The 21,531-nt window shown below is 56.6% G+C and carries 20 protein-coding genes and 1 pseudogene; 13 read left to right on the forward strand and 8 right to left on the reverse strand.

Annotation, left to right across the window (positions count from 1 at the left end; translation table 11 throughout):
* Positions 1 to 5: 5 nt before the first annotated feature.
* From HX793_RS27020 to HX793_RS27030, 3 genes are all read right to left on the reverse strand, one after another.
* The gene (locus HX793_RS27020) at positions 6 to 848 is read right to left on the reverse strand and encodes a relaxase/mobilization nuclease domain-containing protein (RefSeq protein WP_178905559.1); all 843 of its coding nucleotides are present in this window, start codon (positions 846 to 848) and stop codon (positions 6 to 8) included.
* Positions 845 to 1,441 carry a hypothetical protein gene (locus tag HX793_RS27025; protein ID WP_177061026.1) on the reverse strand — a complete coding sequence of 199 codons (597 nt, stop codon included), beginning with the start codon at positions 1,439 to 1,441 and terminating at the stop codon, positions 845 to 847. The genes HX793_RS27020 and HX793_RS27025 overlap by 4 nt, the downstream gene beginning before the upstream one ends.
* Before the next feature lie 347 nt (positions 1,442 to 1,788).
* Entirely contained in the window at positions 1,789 to 3,408 is a 1,620-nt protein-coding gene (locus tag HX793_RS27030; protein ID WP_177061028.1) for a recombinase family protein, read from the reverse strand.
* Positions 3,409 to 3,446: 38 nt separating this feature from the next.
* Between HX793_RS27030 and HX793_RS27035 the strand changes: the two are divergent.
* The 3 genes and pseudogenes from HX793_RS27035 to HX793_RS27045 all read left to right on the forward strand — a co-directional run.
* Positions 3,447 to 4,283 (forward strand): annotated as a pseudogene (locus HX793_RS27035) (PA0069 family radical SAM protein); the annotation flags it as partial.
* Positions 4,284 to 4,509: 226 nt separating this feature from the next.
* Entirely contained in the window at positions 4,510 to 5,241 is a 732-nt protein-coding gene (locus HX793_RS27040) for a carbonic anhydrase (RefSeq protein WP_095014125.1), read from the forward strand.
* Positions 5,242 to 5,326: 85 nt separating this feature from the next.
* The gene (locus HX793_RS27045; RefSeq protein WP_177052861.1) at positions 5,327 to 6,868 is read left to right on the forward strand and encodes a SulP family inorganic anion transporter; all 1,542 of its coding nucleotides are present in this window, start codon (positions 5,327 to 5,329) and stop codon (positions 6,866 to 6,868) included.
* Between the two features lie 68 nt (positions 6,869 to 6,936).
* Here HX793_RS27045 and HX793_RS27050 read toward each other — a convergent pair whose 3' ends face one another.
* Entirely contained in the window at positions 6,937 to 7,584 is a 648-nt protein-coding gene (locus HX793_RS27050; RefSeq protein ID WP_177052862.1) for a hypothetical protein, read from the reverse strand.
* A 367-nt stretch (positions 7,585 to 7,951) separates the two neighbouring features.
* Here HX793_RS27050 and coxB point away from each other — a divergent pair, with 367 nt between their 5' ends.
* From coxB to HX793_RS27070, 4 genes are all read left to right on the forward strand, one after another.
* Positions 7,952 to 9,079: a cytochrome c oxidase subunit II gene (gene coxB, locus HX793_RS27055; RefSeq protein ID WP_033899206.1), complete on the forward strand. Its 1,128-nt coding sequence runs from the start codon at positions 7,952 to 7,954 to the stop codon at positions 9,077 to 9,079.
* A 58-nt stretch (positions 9,080 to 9,137) separates the two neighbouring features.
* Positions 9,138 to 10,724 (forward strand): cytochrome c oxidase subunit I, encoded by a 1,587-nt coding sequence (gene ctaD / locus HX793_RS27060; protein ID WP_095014128.1) that lies wholly within the window; start codon positions 9,138 to 9,140, stop codon positions 10,722 to 10,724.
* Positions 10,725 to 10,871: 147 nt separating this feature from the next.
* The gene (locus HX793_RS27065; protein WP_177061725.1) at positions 10,872 to 11,423 is read left to right on the forward strand and encodes a cytochrome c oxidase assembly protein; all 552 of its coding nucleotides are present in this window, start codon (positions 10,872 to 10,874) and stop codon (positions 11,421 to 11,423) included.
* A 35-nt stretch (positions 11,424 to 11,458) separates the two neighbouring features.
* Positions 11,459 to 12,346 carry a cytochrome c oxidase subunit 3 gene (locus tag HX793_RS27070; protein WP_177096691.1) on the forward strand — a complete coding sequence of 296 codons (888 nt, stop codon included), beginning with the start codon at positions 11,459 to 11,461 and terminating at the stop codon, positions 12,344 to 12,346.
* Between the two features lie 6 nt (positions 12,347 to 12,352).
* Here the strand turns inward: HX793_RS27070 and HX793_RS27075 are convergent, their stop codons facing one another.
* Positions 12,353 to 12,556, reverse strand: coding sequence for a twin transmembrane helix small protein (locus HX793_RS27075; RefSeq protein WP_016978774.1), 204 nt, complete (start codon positions 12,554 to 12,556; stop codon positions 12,353 to 12,355).
* A gap of 28 nt (positions 12,557 to 12,584) precedes the next feature.
* Here HX793_RS27075 and HX793_RS27080 point away from each other — a divergent pair, with 28 nt between their 5' ends.
* The 5 genes from HX793_RS27080 to HX793_RS27100 are packed head-to-tail and all read left to right on the forward strand — an operon-like array spanning position 12,585 to position 16,508.
* Entirely contained in the window at positions 12,585 to 13,349 is a 765-nt protein-coding gene (locus HX793_RS27080) for an SURF1 family protein (RefSeq protein WP_177096693.1), read from the forward strand.
* Positions 13,315 to 13,899 (forward strand): PA_0111/PP_0108 family redox-active disulfide protein, encoded by a 585-nt coding sequence (locus HX793_RS27085; protein ID WP_177096695.1) that lies wholly within the window; start codon positions 13,315 to 13,317, stop codon positions 13,897 to 13,899. Before HX793_RS27080 ends, HX793_RS27085 begins: the two co-directional genes overlap by 35 nt.
* Before the next feature lie 10 nt (positions 13,900 to 13,909).
* On the forward strand, positions 13,910 to 14,989 hold the full coding sequence (locus tag HX793_RS27090) for a COX15/CtaA family protein (RefSeq protein ID WP_177096697.1): 1,080 nt from the start codon (positions 13,910 to 13,912) through the stop codon (positions 14,987 to 14,989).
* Positions 14,977 to 15,876, forward strand: a complete 900-nt coding sequence (cyoE, locus tag HX793_RS27095; protein WP_016978778.1) for a heme o synthase — start codon at positions 14,977 to 14,979, stop codon at positions 15,874 to 15,876. The genes HX793_RS27090 and cyoE overlap by 13 nt, the downstream gene beginning before the upstream one ends.
* On the forward strand, positions 15,873 to 16,508 hold the full coding sequence (locus HX793_RS27100; RefSeq protein WP_177096699.1) for an SCO family protein: 636 nt from the start codon (positions 15,873 to 15,875) through the stop codon (positions 16,506 to 16,508). Before cyoE ends, HX793_RS27100 begins: the two co-directional genes overlap by 4 nt.
* Before the next feature lie 143 nt (positions 16,509 to 16,651).
* Here HX793_RS27100 and HX793_RS27105 read toward each other — a convergent pair whose 3' ends face one another.
* From HX793_RS27105 to HX793_RS27115, 3 genes are read right to left on the reverse strand one after another with little or no spacing between them, the layout of a single operon-like run.
* Complete coding sequence (locus HX793_RS27105) at positions 16,652 to 17,422, reverse strand: MetQ/NlpA family ABC transporter substrate-binding protein (protein WP_016978780.1); 771 nt, start codon at positions 17,420 to 17,422, stop codon at positions 16,652 to 16,654.
* A 51-nt stretch (positions 17,423 to 17,473) separates the two neighbouring features.
* Positions 17,474 to 18,148, reverse strand: coding sequence for a methionine ABC transporter permease (locus tag HX793_RS27110; protein WP_010207814.1), 675 nt, complete (start codon positions 18,146 to 18,148; stop codon positions 17,474 to 17,476).
* The gene (locus HX793_RS27115) at positions 18,148 to 19,155 is read right to left on the reverse strand and encodes a methionine ABC transporter ATP-binding protein (protein ID WP_177052868.1); all 1,008 of its coding nucleotides are present in this window, start codon (positions 19,153 to 19,155) and stop codon (positions 18,148 to 18,150) included. Before HX793_RS27115 ends, HX793_RS27110 begins: the two co-directional genes overlap by 1 nt.
* Before the next feature lie 228 nt (positions 19,156 to 19,383).
* Between HX793_RS27115 and katE the strand changes: the two genes are divergently transcribed.
* A complete protein-coding gene (gene katE / locus HX793_RS27120; protein WP_177096701.1) occupies positions 19,384 to 21,513 on the forward strand; it encodes a catalase HPII in 2,130 nt (709 codons plus the stop codon).
* Positions 21,514 to 21,531 lie beyond the last annotated feature (18 nt).

Below are 21,531 nucleotides of genomic sequence, written 5' to 3' on the forward strand. Positions count from 1 at the left end.
CTACTTCAGACCATCCTTAAGTACTTCATTGAAAGATTAACTTGTGATGCTTTAAGTGAGTTGTCATTGCCATCAACAAATGAAAAAGCAAGATTAGCTGCATTATCATTATTTATGCGGATGCCAATGTTATTGGCCTTCAAGATTTGGAAAAGCTCTTGTGGTGATTTTGATTTTTTAGCGGTTGACCTGATGAAATCATTCATCGCTGTAAGTTGGTCAACTTTATCAGCATAAGCTGCTGGATTATGTTTTTTAAAGCGTTGTAAGTGAGCCGTAGGAGAATATTGGAAGTCATTAAGACGTTGCTGCTCTTCCAATACACATTTTCTATTTTCAACAACTTCAAGGTTAAATTGTTTTTCTAGCTTTGCTGCAATTCTTTCTTTCTTGTCAAAGTCATTGAAAGCTTTTGTTGTGTAGCAATTCCCAAGTTTATCTTTGTTTTTAACGACGATATGATAATGAAGCTTACCATTATCAATGTGATAATCTGCTACGAATGTCCTTGAACCATAGACCTGCCTAACATATGACTTTACTACTTTGAAAGCCTTCTGTTTATCTTCTAGTGTTAGATTGTCAACATCAAAGTCATCAGGTGAAAATGAAACAATATCGCATAATGCAGCGAATTTTTGCCCTTTGTTTAAATCATCCATAAAGTAATCAGCAATAAAATTGCTGTATGAATGGTTATCATTGAAATTTTTCACAAAAGGCAAGCTGCATGTATCTGGTTCGTTTTTGTGAAAAGCTTTTTTCAAGAAATAATCAATATTGAATACTATTTCATTCTTATTAGATAGATTGGCCGATAAATCTCCTTCTGGTTTTTTGATTATCATATATCACCATTGTTGTTGTCCTTTTCTTTGTTGTAGATAATTCTACTTTGAATATTTACACCATCAAGCAAGCTGTTAACTCTGTCCATCAGGATTTCTGCTTGTGTTATTTTTTTGTTCAATGCGTCTAATATGCTATTAAAATCAACTTCTTTTCCGTTATTAAATATCGCAATCCCATTACTGTCTAATTTATCTAATGCTGATGAAATGCCGTTCAGCGTGTTGAAAAGTTTACCAGCACCACAAACTTCGTCGATAATCTTAGCTGCTTCAATTAGCTTAGGGTCTGTATATTCAATGCATGATGTAACTCGTCTTTTAATTATTTTTGTAACGAGGCTGCTCTTGTTGGCTTTAAAATCTTTTGGAAATAGTTCTTTCATGAACTTTGCACTATCACCCGAAAAGCGAAGATGGAAACTTTCACCTCTTTTTGATTCGGATAGTTGTGAGTAGATTTTTTTAAACTCTTTCAACTCATTTTCATCTAGTTTGTTTTTTGACTTGCCATTGAAATTCTTACCTAGAATTTCTTTCGTAATCTCACCTCTTTTGGTTTTGTTTATATCTGTATCTTTATCTTTTTTCATAATGGTCCTGATGTGGTTTGTTTGTTGTTCGCTCCTATATATTTCAAACGAAGTGCGAAATATCAAGCGTTCTTGGGAACCGAATAAGGAATAAAATGGGAACCATTTTGTTGCTTATTTGGGAACCAAGAACATTGCTTGCCTAGATAAGTAGCCTATATATAAAGTAACATACATTATAATATTTTCAAGTGGGTGGAAATCTCAAAGCAAGTTTGAAATTTAAAATGTATAGCACAAAAGAAAGGCCACTAATTGGTGGCCATAATCTGGAAGTTAAAAGTAACTTATACAGCAATCAAAGTGTCAGCCATGCAATAGCACTTTAAAAATAATTTGGTTAAAATCTAGGCATCTGGATTTATGTAATCCTTGTCATAGTTGTATATGGTCGTGAACTCTTCGGGCACATGGTCGATTACATAATCAATAACGTCGCCATCACTATTAACAAGACGGCAAAGTTTGTTTGCGAACTCTATTTCAATCGAGGTATTTAGGAAATCTATGCGAATGTGTTTGATGATTTTCTTTAGTTCGTTGTTGTATTGCACTCGCTTTTCTATCGCTTCATTTGTTCGATCATAAATAATGCCGCTCACATCAATATCTTTTAATCCCATGAAGGATTTTTCGGATATGTAAATCTGGTCAAGCTCTTTCGTTCTTGTGTCGATTTCATTGTCTATATGGTTGCGATTGCTCTCTAACTCTGCAATAACCTCATTATATGTAGAGGGTATAGTTTTACCGTCCAAAATCATTGTTTTAACTTCGACTTTGAAATCTTGTAGTCTGTTTGCAATCTGTTTTCTTTTAGCTTCCAGTTTCAATACTTCAGTTTTAATTTCTTTTGCGTTTGTATTTTCTTCAAGCAAAGCGGAAACATTCAAGCCATCTGTAAAGGCAAAGAACATACCAAATAATTTTTTGCCGCGAATAGATTGCTGACCAAAGTGACTATTCAAATCACATTTTCCGGTCATTGAGTTTGTGCAGATAAAATAGTCCCTTTCACCCTTGTTCATATATCGAATGGTGCCACCACACCACTTGCAATAAATCAGGTCGCGAAAGACGTTATACCGTTGATTGGAATATCTACCGGCGAAAGGTCTACGGGATTTAATGACTTCTTGAACTTGATAAAAAAGCTTTTCATCGACAACAGCGGGATAATAATTCGGAATCGAATCGCCTTCATCTTTTCTTTTCAACTGGCCGGATTCATCGTAGTGAATTGTTTGCGGGGAATGCTCGCCAATCAATTTACGATTGGATAAAAGGTATTGGGTTTGATGAATAGCGAGCTTTTCACTGTATAGATCGTTATATTCTCGCGTTGCTTCTTGTAGACCTTTGGACAATGAAAGCTTGAAAAGCGTATTAATTCGTTCGACTTTTGCATGATCAATGACAAAAGCATTATTTTCGACTTTTAACCACGTCGGCACCTTTTTAGTAACGATTTCACCATTACGCATTTTTTCGCGATTAAATTTCCATGCCTTGCTTGAAAAATCGCTTTTTCGTTTACTTTCTACGTTTGCCCGTTCAAATTCTAATAGAGCGTTTACCCAGTCTGCAAAATCAAGATTATCTTCTTCATAAATTTTATTTTTATCAAGAATTACAATCTTGATGCCCGAAAAGATGAGATCGGTAAAAATTTTATTAGTTCGGACAATTTTGTCACGCGAAAGCCGATCAAAGTTTTCGATCAACAGATATGAACCCTTTTCGATTTCACCCATCCGCACTTCTTTCAAGAATTTACCCAATACACCTTCCGAACCCGCATTTTTGCCGTGATACGCGGACGTGCCAGCGTCTTCAAGGTGCCGATCCACTTCTAGCCCATGCTTGGTCACAAAAGCGTCTATAAGCTCGTTTTGACGGGTTCTAGTGCTGCCATCTTCTTGGCGGGTCGATGAGAAACGAACGTATGGAAAGCATTTTTTGGTCATTTTTTAATCAACCCGGTTCGATGGAACGTATAGCCTAGCATGTCTGTATCTACTGCTATGCGCGGCCCAGCCATGCCTATTGGGACATGTCGCCGGGGTTGGATTTCGAAACCAAACTGATCGCCAAGACCAATGCCGCGGACGTGCTGGAGCAGCAGCTTTCGAAGCCGGGTTACGTGTGCGCGCCGATCAACCTGGGTTCCAATACCGACCCGTACCAGCCGATCGAGCGTGAGTACAGGATTACCCGGCAAACCCTCGAAGTGCTGCTGCGTTATCGGCATCCGGTGACCATCATCACCAAGGGCTCGCTGATTCTGCGTGATCTTGATTTGCTCACCGAGTTGGCGCGCCAGCGATTGGTGGCGGTGATGATCAGCCTCACCAGCCTGGACGATGAGCTCAAGCGCATCCTGGAACCACGCACGGCAGCACCCAAGGCGCGGTTGCGGGCGATTCGGGTGATGCGTGAGGCGGGAATTCCGGTGGGCGTGCTGTGTTCACCGATGATCCCGATGATCAACGACAGCGAATTGGAGAGCCTGCTGACCGAGGCCCATGCTGCGGGCGCGCAAAGCGCGGCGTACATGATGCTGCGCCTGCCGCTGGAGGTGGCGCCGCTGTTCGAGGAGTGGCTCGCGGCGCATTACCCGCAGCGCGCGGCCCATGTGATGAGTTTGGTGCGCCAGGTGCGTGGCGGTGAGGTGTATGACAGCCGCTTCGGCCTGCGCATGCGCGGTGAAGGGCCGTTTGCCGATTTGCTGGCCCAGCGCTTCAGCAAGGCAATCAAGCGCCTGGGGCTTGATCAGCGAGAAGGTTTCAATCTGGATTGCACTGCGTTCTGTCCGCCGGGCAGGCAGATGGCTTTGTTGTAGACTTAAGAGGAAGAATGCACCCTTCCTGTAGGAATAGTCGCGTTTTGATATCACTGAAACCCGCGATCTAGAGCGGTTCATTCAGTTTGAGTTAAGTTTCGGCGGTTACCTTGTTCAGCGAGTGACTGATGAGTCGGCGGTGCGGTTCTGAGGCGTTTGCAACTGTTCCCCTGGCCCGGCGTCGAACTGACTGAACACTCCCCTGCATTAATCAAGAGGATGAATCATGAGTGACAAGGATAAACAGCCGTTGGCTGCGTCGGCTTCTGCCTCTCCGGTGGCTGAAACCGCCGATGCAGCGCTGCAGCATATCGTTGACGGCTTTTTGCATTTCCATCACGACGTCTTCCCCCAGCAGGAAGAACTCTTCAAGAAACTCGCCACGGCCCAAAGCCCGCGTGCGATGTTCATTACCTGTGCCGACTCGCGCATCGTGCCTGAACTGATCACCCAAAGTTCGCCTGGCGACCTGTTCGTGACGCGTAACGTCGGCAATGTGGTGCCGCCTTACGGTCAGATGAACGGCGGTGTGTCCACGGCCATCGAGTACGCGGTGCTGGCCTTGGGCGTGCAGCACATCATTGTCTGCGGGCACTCCGATTGCGGCGCCATGCGTGCGGTACTCAACCCCGCCAGCCTGGAGAAGATGCCAACGGTCAGGGCCTGGCTGCGGCACGCCGAGGTCGCAAGGTCCATGGTCGAGGACAACTGCGACTGTGCCAATGAAGGCGAGAGCATGAAGGTGCTGACTGAAGAAAACGTCATCGCCCAGTTGCAACACTTGCGCACCCACCCTTCCGTGGCTTCGCGCATGGCCAATGGTCAGCTGTTTATCCATGGCTGGATCTACAACATCGAGACCAGTGAAATCCGGGCCTACGATGCGGATCAGTCAGCGTTCCGATCGCTGAGCGGCGACGGGCCGATTCCTTCCGCGACGCCTAAAGCGCGCTTCTAAAACACTTCCCTGCCGGGTAAAGCGGTGGCTGCCATGGACGCAGCCAGGCTTTGCCGCGCCCGGCGAATGCCTCGGGAGAGTCATCATGCGTGCTGCTCAATTGAAAGCTGTATTGCCACGGGAGCTGCTCGCCTCGGTGGTTGTGTTTCTGGTTGCCCTGCCGTTGTGCATGGGGATCGCGATTGCCTCCGGCATGCCCCCAGCAAAAGGCCTGATCACCGGGATCATCGGTGGCCTGGTGGTGGGTTGGCTGGCGGGCTCGCCGCTGCAGGTCAGTGGTCCTGCGGCGGGCTTGGCGGTGTTGGTGTTCGAGCTGGTGCGCCAGCACGGCATGCTGATGCTGGGGCCGATCCTGTTGCTGGCGGGCTTTCTGCAACTGGTTGCCGGGCGGTTGCGCCTGGGGTGCTGGTTCCGCGTCACGGCGCCGGCGGTGGTGTACGGGATGCTGGCGGGGATTGGCGTATTGATTGTGCTATCCCAGATTCACGTGATGCTCGACGGCGCGCCCAAGCCTTCCGGGCTGGATAACCTGGCGGGGTTCCCGGCGGCATTGGCCGAGGCGATCCCAACCCTGGGCGGTGGTATGGGCTGGCAGGCGGGATTGCTCGGCTTGTCGACGATGCTGGTGATGTACGCCTGGGACAAATTACGCCCGCAACGCCTGCGCTTTGTGCCGGGGGCCTTGTTGGGTGTGGGCCTGACTACCGTGGTCAGCCTGGTGCTGGCGCTGCAGGTCAAACGCGTGGAGGTCCCGGAAAACCTCGCCGATGCCATTGACTGGCTGCGCCCCAGCGACCTGCTCAACCTCGCCGACCCTCAACTGCTGATCGCCGCCTTTGCCGTGGCGTTTATTGCGAGTGCCGAAACCCTGCTTTCCGCTGCGGCGGTCGATCGTATGCACAGTGGTCAGCGTTCTGATTTCGATAAGGAATTGTCCGCCCAAGGTGTAGGCAACATGCTCTGCGGTCTGGTCGGTGCCTTGCCGATGACCGGTGTGATCGTGCGCAGCTCGGCCAACGTGCAGGCCGGTGCGACCACCCGTCTGTCGGCGATGTTCCACGGCCTGTGGCTGCTGGCGTTCGTGCTGTTGCTGTCGAGTGTGCTGCAAAGCATTCCGGTGGCGAGCCTGGCGGGTGTGCTGGTGTACACCGGGATCAAGCTGGTGGATATCAAGGCGTTCAAGGCACTGGGGCGTTATGGGCGGATGCCGATGTTTACCTACGCAGCCACGGCGTTGGCGATCATCTTTACCGACCTGCTGACCGGCGTGCTGGTGGGCTTCGGATTGACGCTGGTCAAGCTGGCGTTCAAGGCGTCCCGGCTCAAGGTCAGCCTGATCGACTTGCCCCAGGAGGGTGAAATGGAGCTGCGTCTGACGGGCGCGGCGACTTTCCTGAAAGTGCCGGCGCTGACCCAGGTACTGTCGGCGGTGCCGGCGGGGACAACCTTGCATGTGCCGTTGAGCAACCTGAGTTACATCGACCATTCTTGCCTGGAGCTGCTGGAGGAATGGGGGCGGGCCAATGCGGCCAAGGGCTCGATGCTGGTGATCGAAGCGCGTGGGTTGAAGCGACGGCTGGAAGGTCGGGTCAGGATGACGACGGGGATAGGTTCCGCGCCAGCTTAACCACGAAGCAACCCTGTGGGAGCCGGGCAAACCCGGCTCTCACATTTGATCGTTTGCGACCCAGGAAACTAAGCCGGCTGATCCAACGCCAACTCAACCCCCAACTGCCGCGACAGGCATGGCCAGCGCTTCCACGCCGCTTCCGTATTCGGGCTCTTGAGTGTCTCGCGATAAGCCTCCACCGACTCCAGCGCAAAGCTGTCTTCGTTGAGCATTTCATCCACCGCGTGATGCACCGCTTCATCCAGTTGGTTGGCGAAGGTCTCGCCGATCAGCTGGTGGGCGATGACATTGGCCACGGTAGTGTCGGCCGGAATCAACGGCTGGCCAAAGTGCTTGATATACAGATCATTCACCTCTTCAACCAACCGATGAGCCAGGTAAGCCTCGTCCAGCAGGCCGTCGAGCCCTTCGTGGCCGGCCAGGATCGCGGGTGGTTGCAGGAAGAAATGCTCGGCAATCTTCAGCACCGGCTTGATCTGGCTCTCAATACCGGCTTCGCGGGCCACGTCATTGGCGGCGTCCAGCAAATCCGGGACGAGGTCGATGTAGGCGGTGACAAAGCGGGTCATGACAATGTTGCGATCACCGTCAGCCAGGGAAATGGCCGAATGCAGGTGCGGCAATTGTTTTTCCAGTTGCTGGGCAAGCTGGCCCGTGCTGGCTTCGTGTTGATGGGCACGGGAAATCTGCTCGCGCAATGCGGCGGTGTTCATGAAAGCTCCAGTGATGCAGGCGTAGGAAAAGGGAGAGGATAAGGTAGCTCGTTTATACGAGCGCCTAAGACGCATTTGTCATAATTATTTCATGGTTATGCGCCCGCGTTATATTGAATTGCCATCGTTCGTCGGATAAACGATTCCGCCCCCGGTTTTATTAGTCCTGACCGGCCATTTCTACTCATTTGCCCCTACACATTGCGGGGTTGCAGAGCCTGTCTATACTCGGATTTGTACGCGATTAGCTGATGACGCCAGACTGCATAAGCAGGCAAGGCCAGGCGGTTGTAAGCAGTATGGAAGCCGCTCCCTTCGACGCAGGTGCAAACCGGCGGGATAACAAGAACGATAAGGGGAACCCGCAATGATGCGACATCCACACGTTTGGATGGGCCTCCTGTTGTGGTCAGTATTCGGCCAGGCACATGCCGCCTGGACAACGAATATGGCGCCAGGGGCGACAGAAGTCAGTCACGCTGTGTTCGACCTGCACATGACCATTTTCTGGATCTGTGTGGTGATCGGCATCATCGTGTTTGGCGCGATGTTCTGGTCGATGATCGTTCATCGCCGGTCCACGGGTCAGGTCGCGGCCAAGTTCCACGAGAGCACCACCGTGGAAATCCTCTGGACCGTCGTGCCCTTGCTGATCCTGATCGCGATGGCCATTCCAGCCACCAAGACCCTGATCAATATCTACGACAGCAGTGAGTCGGATATCGATATCCAGGTCACCGGCTACCAGTGGAAGTGGCATTACAAATACCTGGGCCAGGACGTGGAGTTCTTCAGCAACCTGGCCACGCCCGCCGAACAGATCCATAACCAGGCCACCAAGGGCGAACACTACCTGTTGGAAGTCGACCAGCCGCTGGTATTGCCGGTGGGCGCCAAGGTGCGCTTCCTGGTAACGGCCGCCGACGTGATCCACTCCTGGTGGGTGCCGGCCTTTGCGGTCAAGCGCGACGCCATTCCCGGTTTCGTCAACGAGGCCTGGACCCGTGTCGAGAAGCCAGGCATTTATCGCGGCCAGTGCGCCGAACTGTGCGGCAAGGACCACGGCTTCATGCCCATTGTGGTCGAGGTCAAGTCCAAGGCCGACTACGAGACCTGGCTGGGTGAGCGCAAGGAAGAGGCCGCCAAGCTCAAGGAGTTGACCTCCAAAGAGTGGACGCTCGAAGAGCTGGTGGCCCGTGGCGACAAGGTCTACCACACCACCTGCGTGGCCTGTCACCAGGCCGAAGGCCAGGGCCTGCCGCCGATGTTCCCGGCGCTCAAGGGCTCCAAGATCGCCACCGGCCCTGCGGCTGACCACCTGAGCATTGTCTACCACGGCAAGCCCGGCACCGCGATGGCGGCCTTCGGCAAGCAGCTCTCGGAAGTGGATATCGCCGCCGTGGTGACCTACGAGCGCAATGCCTGGGGCAACAACAAAGGCGACATGGTCACGCCTAAAGACGTGCTGGCCATCAAGCAGGCGGAAAGCAAATGACCTCTCTCAAGGCGTTTACCTCGACCCGCCCCGCCCACCCGCTTGCAGGAGAACGGCCATGAGCGCTGTGATCGATGACCATGGTCACGCCGACCATGCCCACGGCCCCGCCAAGGGCTTGATGCGCTGGGTGCTGACCACCAACCACAAAGACATCGGCACCATGTACCTGTGGTTCGCCTTTGCCATGTTCCTGCTTGGCGGCTCGTTCGCCATGGTGATCCGCGCCGAGTTGTTCCAGCCCGGTCTGCAGATCGTGCAGCCGGCCTTCTTCAACCAGATGACCACCATGCACGGGTTGATCATGGTGTTCGGCGCGGTGATGCCGGCGTTTGTCGGCCTGGCCAACTGGATGATCCCGTTGATGATCGGCGCGCCCGACATGGCCCTGCCGCGCATGAACAACTTCAGCTTCTGGCTGTTGCCGGCGGCATTCCTGCTGCTGGTCTCGACGCTGTTCACGCCCGGCGGAGGGCCGAACTTCGGCTGGACCTTCTACGCGCCGCTCTCCACCACCTATGCGCCGGAAAGCGTGACGTTCTTTATTTTCGCGATCCACTTGATGGGCATCAGTTCGATCATGGGCGCGATCAACGTGGTCGCCACCATTCTCAACCTGCGTGCGCCCGGCATGACCTTGATGAAAATGCCGCTGTTCGTGTGGACGTGGCTGATCACCGCGTTCCTGCTGATCGCGGTGATGCCGGTGCTGGCGGGTTGCGTGACGATGATGTTGATGGATATCCACTTCGGCACCAGCTTCTTCAGTGCGGCCGGCGGCGGTGATCCGGTGCTGTTCCAGCACGTGTTCTGGTTCTTCGGTCACCCTGAGGTGTACATCATGATCCTGCCGGCCTTCGGCGCCGTCAGCTCGATCATTCCGACCTTCTCGCGCAAGCCGCTGTTCGGCTACACCTCGATGGTCTACGCCACGGCGAGCATCGCGTTTTTGTCGTTCATCGTGTGGGCGCACCACATGTTCGTGGTGGGCATTCCGCTGGTGGGCGAGTTGTTCTTCATGTACGCGACGCTGCTGATCGCCGTGCCCACCGGGGTGAAGGTGTTCAACTGGGTCAGCACCATGTGGCAAGGCTCGCTGACCTTCGAGACGCCGATGCTGTTTGCCGTGGCCTTTGTGATCCTGTTCACCATCGGCGGGTTCTCCGGGCTGATGCTGGCGATTGCCCCGGCGGACTTCCAGTACCACGACACCTATTTTGTGGTGGCGCATTTCCATTACGTACTGGTGCCCGGCGCGATCTTCGGCATCTTCGCCTCGGCCTACTACTGGCTGCCGAAATGGACCGGCCACATGTACGACGAAACCCTGGGCAAGCTGCACTTCTGGCTGTCTTTCGTGGGCATGAACATGGCGTTTTTCCCGATGCACTTCGTCGGGCTGGCGGGGATGCCGCGGCGGGTGCCGGACTACAACCTGCAGTTCGCCGATTTCAACATGGTCTCGTCGATTGGCGCGTTCATGTTCGGCGCCACGCAGATCTTCTTCCTGTTCATTGTGATCAAGTGCATCCGTGGCGGTACACCCGCACCGGCCAAGCCGTGGGATGGCGCTGAAGGCCTGGAATGGAGCGTCCCTTCGCCGGCGCCGTACCACACCTTCACCACGCCGCCGGAGGTCAAATGAACACTCTTTGGGGCTGTGAACACCGTCAATGTGGGAGCGGGCTTGCTCGCGAAAGCGGTGTATCAGTCGCCACAAGGAGTGACTGGAAAACCGCATTCGCGAGCAAGCCCGCTCCCACATTGACCGAGTTCGCTTCAGGTGAGCGTCATGGCTGAATCCATGCCCACCAAGCGCCTGGTCACCCGCCTGCTGATCCTGGTGGTGGCGATGTTCGCCTTCGGCTTCGCACTGGTTCCGATCTACGACGTGATGTGCAAGGCGTTCGGCATCAATGGCAAGACGGCTGGGCAATACGAGGGCGAGCAGATCGTCGACCCAACGCGCCAGGTGCGGGTGCAGTTTTTATCCACCAACGCCATCGACATGGTCTGGGATTTTTACGCCAAGGCAGACGAAGTGGTGGTCAATCCGGGGGCGGTGACCGAGATGCTGTTCGTGGCCCACAACCCCACCGACAAGCCGATGACGGCCCAGGCCGTGCCCAGTATTTCCCCGGCCGAAGCGGCGATGTACTTCCACAAGACCGAGTGCTTTTGCTTCACCCAGCAAGTGCTGCAACCGGGCCAGCGCATCGAGATGCCGGTGCGTTTCATTGTCGACCGCGACATGCCCAAGGATGTGAAGCATCTGACCCTGGCGTACACGCTGTTTGATATCACTGCGCGCCAACCGCCGGTGGCTGCCCACAGCGGCGGCTAGCTACTGTTTGCCCCCTCAATCAGGAGAGCGAATACATGTCGTCTCATGATACGTACTACGTACCAGCGCAAAGCAAATGGCCAATAATTGCCACGTTTGGCCTGTTGATCACGGTGTACGGACTGGGTCTGTGGTTCAACGACCTCAAGGCCGCGCGCCCGGAATCCCATGGCCCGTGGATCTTTTTCGTTGGTGGGCTGTTATTGGCCTACATGCTGTTCGGCTGGTTCGGCGCGGTGATCAAGGAAAGTCGCGCCGGTTTGTACAGTTCGCAGATGGACCGCTCGTTCCGCTGGGGCATGACGTGGTTCATTTTTTCCGAAGTGATGTTCTTTATCGCCTTCTTCGGTGCGCTGTTTTATGTGCGACACATGTCGGCGCCCTGGCTGGCGGGTGAAGGCTCAAAGGGCGTCGCACATATGCTGTGGCCGAACTTCGAGTTTGCCTGGCCGTTGCTGAATAACCCCGACCCGAAACTGTACCCGGCACCGGAAGGCACCATCAGCCCGTGGGGCCTGCCGCTGGTGAACACCATTCTGCTGGTGAGTTCCAGCGTGACCATCACCATCGCCCACCACGCGCTGCGTAAAGGCCATCGTGGCGCGCTAAAAATCTGGCTGGCGATAACTGTGCTGTTGGGCCTGGCGTTCCTGGGGTTTCAGGCCGAGGAATACATCCACGCCTATAAAGAGCTGGGCCTGACCTTGGGTTCCGGCGTGTACGGCGCGACGTTCTTTATGCTCACCGGTTTCCACGGCGCCCACGTCACCATTGGCACGATCATTCTGTTCGTGATGCTGATGCGCATCCTCAAGGGGCACTTCAATGCCGAGCACCAGTTCGGTTTCGAGGCTGCCAGTTGGTATTGGCACTTTGTGGATGTGGTGTGGATCGGGCTGTTTTTCTTCGTCTATGTGCTGTGAAGCGCTTTACCACGGCGCATGAGACACCAGCTGGCCGCTGAAAAAGCCCCAGGCGATCAGCGCCACGGTGATCACGGCCAGTACGACGCGCACGGTCAAGGCAGTGACGAGGCGATTGGAGTTGCCCTCGTCCTTGACCAGAAAGAACAAGCCACTGAACAGGCTCACAACGGTCGCGATCAGCATCAGGGCAATAGCGGCTTTGAGCATGGTCGGGCTCCAACGGGATGGGCGGGCAATGAAAACAAGTATAGCCAGCGCCATAAAATGCTTTCGGCCAGGAATCGCACCGACATTGGTGGTGTTGGTGCTGCTGCCGTTGATGGTCGGCCTGGGGTTCTGGCAGTTGTCTCGCGGCCATGAAAAACAGCTGCTGGTGGACAGCTACGCCGAGCGGCGCGCGGCTGAGCCGATCAGCAGCGCGCAACTTAGCGACATGGCGGACCCGGCCTTTCGCCGTGTTCGTCTGCGCGGCCAATTTGACGCCGAACACAGCGTATTCCTCGACAACCGCATGCGCGACGGCAAGGCCGGCGTAGAGCTGCTGCAACCCTTCCACGACCAGGCCAGTGGCCTGTGGCTGTTGCTCAATCGCGGTTGGCTGCCCTGGCCGGATCGGCGCACGCCGCCCGCCTTCACCACGCCGGATCAGCCGGTGAATCTCGATGCCTGGGTGTACGTCGCTCCCGGCGAAACTTTCCAGTTGCACCCGGACCCCACGACCGCGCAATGGCCACGCCTCCTCACGGCCTTGCACCCTGCCGCGCTCTGGGCCGAGTTGGGTCGCAACGGTTTCACCTACGAGCTGCGGGCCGAAGCCGGCCCCGGCACCTACGAAACCACCTGGCCGATCGTCGCCATGGGCCCGGAAAAACACCTGGCGTATGCCGTGCAGTGGTTCGCCATGTCGCTGGCGTTGCTGGCGCTTTACCTCTACCTCGGATGGCACAACAAAAAGGAGAAGCCCCATGGGAGCGGCCACGAATCCACTCAACATGTCTGAAGCCCCGAATCGGCGCAAAGGCCGCTGGCAGTTGATCCTGATCCTGATGATGGTGATCGGCCCGATGGCGCTGGCCACCTTCATGTACAAGTTGCAGTTCTGGGTGCCGGAAAGCCGCAGCTATCACGGCGAGATGATCGGCAACGGCCAGACCCGTGCCGATATTGGCGTACAAACCGATGAGCAGCGCTGGCAACTGCTGGTGACCTCGCCCACTGCCTGCGCGGCGGATTGCCAGCAACTGGTGTACCTCTCACGCCAACTGCAAATCAGCCTGGGCCGTGATGCCTCCCGCGCCAGCCATGCCTTGGCCAGCGCGCAGCCGGTGAGCGCGGAGTATGAAACCAAGCTGAACGTTGAATACCCGCAACTGCAACGCTACCCGCTGGACCTGTCGACCTTCAGCAAAGACGCCGCAGCGCCGGGTGACGCGCAACTGTGGATCGTCGATCCCCACGGCAACCTGGTGTTGCGTTACGACGCCAAGGTCAAGGGCAAGGATTTGCTCAACGACCTGCGCCACCTGCTGAAACTGTCGAACATCGGATAAGGGCACCGTCATGGCCAAACCTGGATTTCGCCTCGCGTTGTTTGCCACCTTGTTGGCTTTGATCGTCGTGCTGCTCGGCGCCTATACGCGCCTGACACACGCGGGCCTGGGTTGCCCGGATTGGCCGGGCTGCTACGGCTTCATCAGCGTGCCCAAGACCGAAGCTCAGTTGGCCCATGCCGAGCTGCATTTTCCCGATACGCCGGTGGAGGCCGACAAGGGCTGGGCCGAGATGACTCATCGCTACTTCGCTGGCACCCTGGGCTTGCTGATCGTGTTGCTGGCCGCGCGTTCCTGGAGTCATCGGCGTGATCCGGGCCAGCCTGTGAAGCTGCCGCTGTTCCTGTTGGCGGTGGTGTTTGCCCAGGCGGCGTTTGGCATGTGGACGGTGACGCTTAAGCTGTGGCCGCAGGTGGTGACGGGGCATTTATTGGGCGGTTTTGCGACCTTGAGCCTGCTGTTTCTGCTGACCCTGCGCTTGTCCGGCGTGTTGCCCGCGTTGATCGTGCCCAAGCGCCTGCAATACTGGGCGACGGCGGGCCTGGTGCTGGTGATCGGCCAGATCGCGCTGGGCGGCTGGGTCAGTTCCAACTACGCGGCGGTGGCCTGTGTTGATTTGCCGACGTGCCATGGCGAATGGTGGCCGACAGCGGATTTCGCCAACGGATTTCATCTCACCCAGCACATCGGGCCCAATTACCTGGGCGGGCAATTGGACAGTGAAGCGCGCACCGCCATCCACCTGACCCACCGCATCGGCGCCGTCATCGTCAGCCTGGTGCTGCTGGGCCTAGCCTGGCAATTGCGCGCGGTGGGCATGACGCGTTTGGCGGGCTTATTGCTGGTCGCCCTGGCCGCGCAAATCTGCCTGGGCCTGAGCAATGTGGCTTTCGGGCTGCCGCTGGCAGTGGCTGTAGGCCATAACGCCGGGGGCGCCGCGTTGTTGCTCAGTCTGGTGCTGGTCAATTACCACGCCCGCACCAGCCTGGTCCGGGTGCGCAACCAACTGCCGTTCGGCTGGCGTTTTATCCCACGCAAACACGTATCGGGCCTCATCACCCTTAAAGGAGAGATGCCATGGCGACCTTGATCGGCGCGCGTCACGGCCAGGCAATCTGGCGTGACTACCTGGAGCTGACCAAGCCGAAAGTGGTGGTGTTGATGCTCATCACCTCATTGGTGGGTATGTTCCTGGCGACCCGTGCGGGTGTGCCGTGGACGGTGCTGGTGTTCGGCAACCTGGGGATTGCTCTGTGCGCGGGCGGCGCGGCGGCGGTGAATCATGTGGTGGACCGGCGGATCGACGCCGTCATGGCGCGCACCCATAAGCGGCCGCTGGCAGAGGGCCGTGTATCGCCGCTGGCGGCGCTGGCCTTTGCATTGTTTCTGGCTGTTGCAGGATTGGCGCTGCTGCTGGCGTTTACCAATCCATTGGCAGCTTGGCTAACCTTGGCTTCGCTGCTGGGATACGCCGTGATCTACACCGGCTTTCTCAAGCGGGCGACGCCGCAGAATATCGTCATCGGTGGATTAGCCGGTGCTGCGCCGCCCTTGCTGGGCTGGGTCGCGGTCACCGGGCATATCAGCGCCGAGCCCCTGCTGCTGGTGCTGATCATCTTCGCCTGGACCCCGCCGCACTTCTGGGCCCTGGCCATTCACCGCAAGGAGGAATACGCCAAGGCCGATATCCCGATGCTGCCGGTGACCCATGGCGAGCATTACACCAAGGTGCATATACTGCTCTACACCTTCGCCCTGCTGGCGGTAAGCCTGATGCCCTATGTGATCCACATGAGCGGCCTGTTGTACCTCGCCAGTGCCCTGGTATTGGGCGGGCGCTTTCTGCAATGGGCCTGGGTGTTGTACCGTGGCGGTCGGCCGCACGCGGCGATCAACACCTTCAAGTACTCTATCTGGTACTTGCTGCTGCTGTTTATCGCGCTGCTCCTCGACCACTACCTACTGTTGAACCTATGACTCGAACTCAAAAAACTGTCTTCATCCTGGTGGCCCTGGTGGCATTGATCATGGGCCTGACCGTCAATAAAGTGCTCTCGGGCAAGGGCCAGGGCGACCCCACCGCCTTGATCGACGCCGGCATCATCCTGTTGCCGCAAAGCCGTCAGCTGCCGCCAGTGACCATGACCAACCAGGACGGCCAGCCGGTGGTGGTCAACGAATTGAAAGGCAAGTGGAGCCTGCTGTTTTTCGGCTACACCTTCTGCCCGGACATCTGCCCGACCACCCTCGCCCAGCTGCGCCAGATCAAGAGCGAGCTGCCCAAGGACGTTGTGGATAAGTTGCAGGTGATCTTGGTCAGTGTCGATCCGCATCGCGATACGCCGACTCAGCTGAAGCAGTATCTGGGTTACTTCGATCCGCAGTTTGTCGGGTTGACTGGCGCGAATGTGGAGGAGGTGCAGAAGGTGTCGAATGCGGTGAGCATTCCGTTCATTCCGGCCGATATCAGCAAGCCCAATTACACCGTCGACCACAGCGGCAACCTGGCGCTGATCGGGCCGGATGGAACCCAGAGAGGGTTTATTCGTGCGCCGTTGAATAACCAGAAGCTGGTGGCGCAACTGCCCGGTTTGTTGAAACGTCAATAACAGGCAACGCAAAACAAGTGTGGGAGCGGGCTTGCTCGCGAATGCGGTGTATCAGTCACGAATGTATCGACTGACACTTTGCATTCGCGAGCAAGCCCGCTCCCACATTTTTTGATCTTCGGTGTTACAAAGATCGGTCGAGATCAGAACGCCGGCTTGATCGCGCCTTTGTACTTCTCCTCGATGAATTTCTTCACTTCAGGCGTGTGCAGGGCTGCAACCAGCTTCTTCACGGCGTCCGAGTCTTTGTTGTCTTCGCGGGTCACCAGGATGTTCACGTAAGGCGAGTCGCTGCCTTCGATGACCAGTGCGTCCTTGGATGGGTCCAGCTTGGCTTCCAGCGCGTAGTTGGTGTTGATCAGCGCCAGGTCGACCTGGGTCAGCACGCGCGGCAGGGTGGCGGCTTCCAGTTCGCGGAATTTCAGGTTTTTATCGTTCTTGGTGATGTCCTTGATGGTCGACAGAATGTTGGTCGGGTCCTTCAAGGTGATCAGGCCGTTCTTGGCCAGCAGCAACAGCGCGCGGCCGCCGTTGGTGGCGTCGTTCGGGATCACGACATTAGCGCCGCTTGGCAGCTCGTCCAGCTTCTTGTACTTGCTGGAGTAGGCGCCCAGGGGTTCCAGGTGCACGGCACCGACGCTCACCAGGTGAGTGCCCTTGGCCTTGTTGAACTCATCCAGGTACGGCTGGTGCTGGAAGAAGTTGGCGTCCAGGCGCTTTTCAGCGACTTGTACGTTCGGCTGCACGTAGTCGGTGAAGACTTTGACCTGCAGGTCTACGCCTTCTTTGGCGAGGGCAGGTTTCACGAATTCCAGGATTTCCGCATGAGGCACCGGCGAAGCAGCGACTGTAATCGTCTCGGCGTGGGCGGAAAACGCGGCAACGGCGGCGAAAGCAACCAGTAGTTTTTTCATCCAACAAGCTCCTTGTTCGGGCATGTACCGGCGTGCGGCCGGCAATGGCCGTTATTTTCGAGAAAAGTGCACCACCAGCTTGTCGCCGACGGTTTGCAGAATTTGCACCAGAATCAGCAGCATCACCACGGTGACCACCATCACATCGGTCTGGAAGCGCTGGTAACCGAAACGGATCGCCAGGTCACCCAGGCCACCGGCACCGACCACACCGGCCATTGCCGTGTAGGACACCAGTGTAATCGCCGTCACCGTAATCGCCGCGAAAATGCCAGGACGCGCTTCGGGCAGCAAGGCGTTGGTGATGATCTGGCGCGTGCTGGCGCCCATGGACTGGGTGGCTTCGATGATGCCGCGGTCCACTTCACGCAGGGCGGTTTCCACCAGGCGCGCGAAGAACGGCGTTGCGCCCACGACCAGCGGCGGAATCGCACCCGCCACGCCCAGCGAAGTGCCGGTGATCAGGACGGTGAACGGGATCATCACGATCAACAGGATGATGAACGGCAGCGAACGCAGGATATTCACGATCAGCGACAGCAGCGCGTACAGGCCTTTCTGTTCGAACAGTTGGCGCGGGCTGGTCAGGAACAACAGCACACCCAGCGGCAGGCCGAGCACCACGGTGAAGAACAGCGAGCCGAACAACATGGTCATGGTGTCGCCGGTGGCGAGCCAGATTTCCGACCAGTCGATATTGGCGAAGAAACTCAACAGGACGTCCATTAGCGCAGGATCTCCATGTGGACGTCAGCGGCGGTGAAGCGCGCAAACGCGGCTTCCATGTCGCCACCGGTGACGGCGAGGGTCAATTGCCCGTAAGGGATGTCTTTGATGCGGTCGATACGACCGGCGAGGATGCTGTAGTCCACACCCGTTTCGCGGGCGACAGTGCCCAGCAGCGGCGCGTAGGTCGCTTCGCCCTGGAACGTCAGCCGCACGATGCGGCCTGGGACATGGGCGAAGTCGTCGCGTTGCTCGTTTTCGTCGACCTGCTCGGACTCTTGTACGAAGCGCTTGGTCGTCGGGTGCTTGGGGTGCAGGAATACGTCGGCCACCGAGCCTTGCTCGACGATCACGCCAGCGTCCATCACTGCCACCTGGTCGCAAACGCGGCGGATCACGTCCATTTCATGGGTGATCAGCACGATGGTCAGCTTCAACTCGCGGTTGATCTCGGCGAGCAGTTGCAGCACCGAGGCGGTGGTCTGCGGGTCGAGGGCGCTGGTGGCTTCGTCGCAGAGCAGGATCTTGGGCTTGGTCGCCAGTGCGCGGGCGATGCCGACACGTTGCTTCTGGCCACCGGACAACTGCGCCGGGTATTTCTTGGCGTGGTCCGACAGGCCCACGCGCGCCAGCAACTCCGCGACGCGTAGGTCGATGTCCTTGCGCGACAATTCGCCGGCCAGGGTCAGTGGCAGCGCCACGTTGTCGGCGACAGTCTTGGACGCGAGCAGGTTGAAGTGCTGGAAGATCATCCCGACCTGCTGGCGGAAACGGCGCAGGCCGTTGGCGTCCAGGGCAGTGACTTCTTCGCCATCCACCGTGATCTTGCCGCCACTCGGTTCTTCGAGGCGGTTGATCAGGCGCAGCAGTGTACTTTTGCCCGCGCCGGAATGACCGATCAGACCAAACACCTGGCCGTTTTCGACGGTCAGGCTGGTGGGGTGCAGCGCGGGAATGTCCCTACCGGCGACGCGGTAGGTTTTATGGACGTTTTGAAACTCGATCACGTAGCGAACCTTGTGGGGCGCATGGAAAAGGGATCAGCGGTTAGCCGGGCGCGCATTTTAGCCTGTCCGTATAGCGTTTCTTAGCATTTATTTCGCATTCATCCAGCGATTTGGCAATAACGCGATCAAAGGTCATAAAAAAGGAACGGCCCAAAACCCCGTCAGTCACTACTTAAGCAAAGCGATTCCCGGGTGCCGTGCCTGGGTCTGAATAAGGAGTTTTGACTGATGAGTACGAAAAAGCCAAAGAGCGAACTCGCCGGAACCGACACCCTGGACCGTAAGAACACCAACGCCAAGCTGGAGGCCTTGGAAGAATTCCGCTCCGACGCTACCGGCCAGGCCCTGCGTACCAACCAGGGTGTGAAGATCTCCGACAACCAGAACAGCTTGAAGGTCGGCGTGCGCGGGCCTTCGCTGCTCGAAGATTTCATCATGCGTGAAAAGATCACGCATTTTGACCATGAGCGCATCCCGGAGCGCATCGTGCATGCGCGTGGCACCGGCGCCCATGGTTACTTCCAGACCTATGAAAACCATTCGGCGCTGACCAAGGCCGGTTTCCTGCGTGATCCTGGGCATAAAACCCCGGTGTTCCTGCGCTTTTCCACCGTGCAGGGCCCGCGTGGCTCGGGTGATACGGTGCGCGACGTGCGCGGTTTCGCAGTGAAATTTTTCACCGACGAAGGCAACTTCGACCTGGTCGGCAACAACATGCCGGTGTTTTTCATCCAGGACGCGATCAAGTTTCCTGACTTCGTCCATGCGGTAAAACCCGAGCCCCACAACGAGATTCCTACAGGCGGTTCGGCCCACGATACCTTTTGGGACTTCGTGTCGCTGCAGCCGGAATCGGCGCATATGGTGATTTGGGCGATGTCCGACCGGGCGATTCCTAAAAGCCTACGGGCCATGCAGGGCTTTGGCGTGCACACCTTTCGTTTCATCAACGCTGAAGGGAAGTCCAACTTCGTTAAGTTCCACTGGCGCCCTACTGCCGGCACCTGCTCGCTGGTGTGGGACGAGGCGCAAAAGCTCGCCGGTAAAGATACCGACTACCACCGCCGCGACCTCTGGGAAGCGATTGAGATGGGTGATTACCCCGAGTGGGAGCTGGGCGTGCAGGTGATTCCCGAGGAGAAGGAGCATGCGTTCGACTTCGATATTCTCGACCCGACCAAGCTGATCCCCGAAGAATTGGTGCCGATCACCCCGCTGGGCAAGATGGTGCTGAACCGCAACCCGGATAACTTCTTTGCTGAAGTCGAGCAGGTTGCGTTCTGCCCAGGCCACATCGTGCCGGGTATCGACTTCTCCAATGACCCGTTGTTGCAGGGCCGTCTGTTTTCCTACACCGACACGCAGATCAGCCGACTCGGTGGTCCGAACTTTCATGAGTTGCCTATCAACCGCCCGGTGGCGCCGTTCCATAACGGCCAGCGCGATGCCATGCACCGCACCACCATCGACAAAGGGCGTGCGGCGTACGAGCCCAACTCCATCGATGGCGGTTGGCCCAAGGAAACCCCGCCTGCGGCGCAGGACGGCGGCTTCGAGTCGTACCATGAGCGCATCGATGCCCATAAAGTGCGTGAGCGCAGCGAGTCGTTTGGCGATCACTTCTCCCAGGCGCGCCTGTTTTTCCGCAGCATGAGCAAGCATGAACAGGAACACATCATTGCCGCCTACAGCTTTGAGCTGGGCAAGGTGGAGCGTGAGTTCATTCGCGCGCGCCAGGTGAATGAGATCCTGGCGAATATCGACCTTGAACTGGCCAAGCGTGTGGCGCAAAACCTGGGCTTGCCGGTGCCGAAGAAAGGCACGGTGCCGGAGCGCAAGACGTCGCTGTCGCGTTCACCGGCTTTGAGTCAGGCCAACCTGCTGTCGGGCGACATCAAGACGCGCAAGGTGGCGATCCTCGCAGCTAACGGTGTGGATGGCGCGGCGATCGAGGCTTTGAAGAAAGTGCTGAAGGCCGAAGGCGCCCACGCCAAATTGCTCGGGCCGACCTCGGCACCGGTCACCACGGCGGACGGCAAGAGTTTGCCGGTGGATGCGTCCATGGAGGGCTTGCCGTCCGTGGCGTTCGACGCGGTGTTTGTACCCGGCGGCGCCAAGTCGGTAAAGGCGTTGAGCGAGGACGGCGTGGCGCTGCACTACCTGCTGGAGGCGTACAAGCATCTGAAGGCGATTGCGGTGGTGGGCGAGGCCAAGCAGTTGCTGGACCTGTTGAAGCTGGAAGTTGATGCGGGGTTGATCGTCGGTGGGGATGCCAAGGCATTGAAGGCGTTTGTGGCGGCGATTGCCCAGCATCGGGTCTGGGATCGGGAGCCGAAGGCCAAGGCGATTCCGGCTTAAGCGTTAAAAGGATCGCTC

This window comes from Pseudomonas reactans (assembly GCF_013387025.1).
GTDB lineage: Bacteria > Pseudomonadota > Gammaproteobacteria > Pseudomonadales > Pseudomonadaceae > Aquipseudomonas > Aquipseudomonas reactans.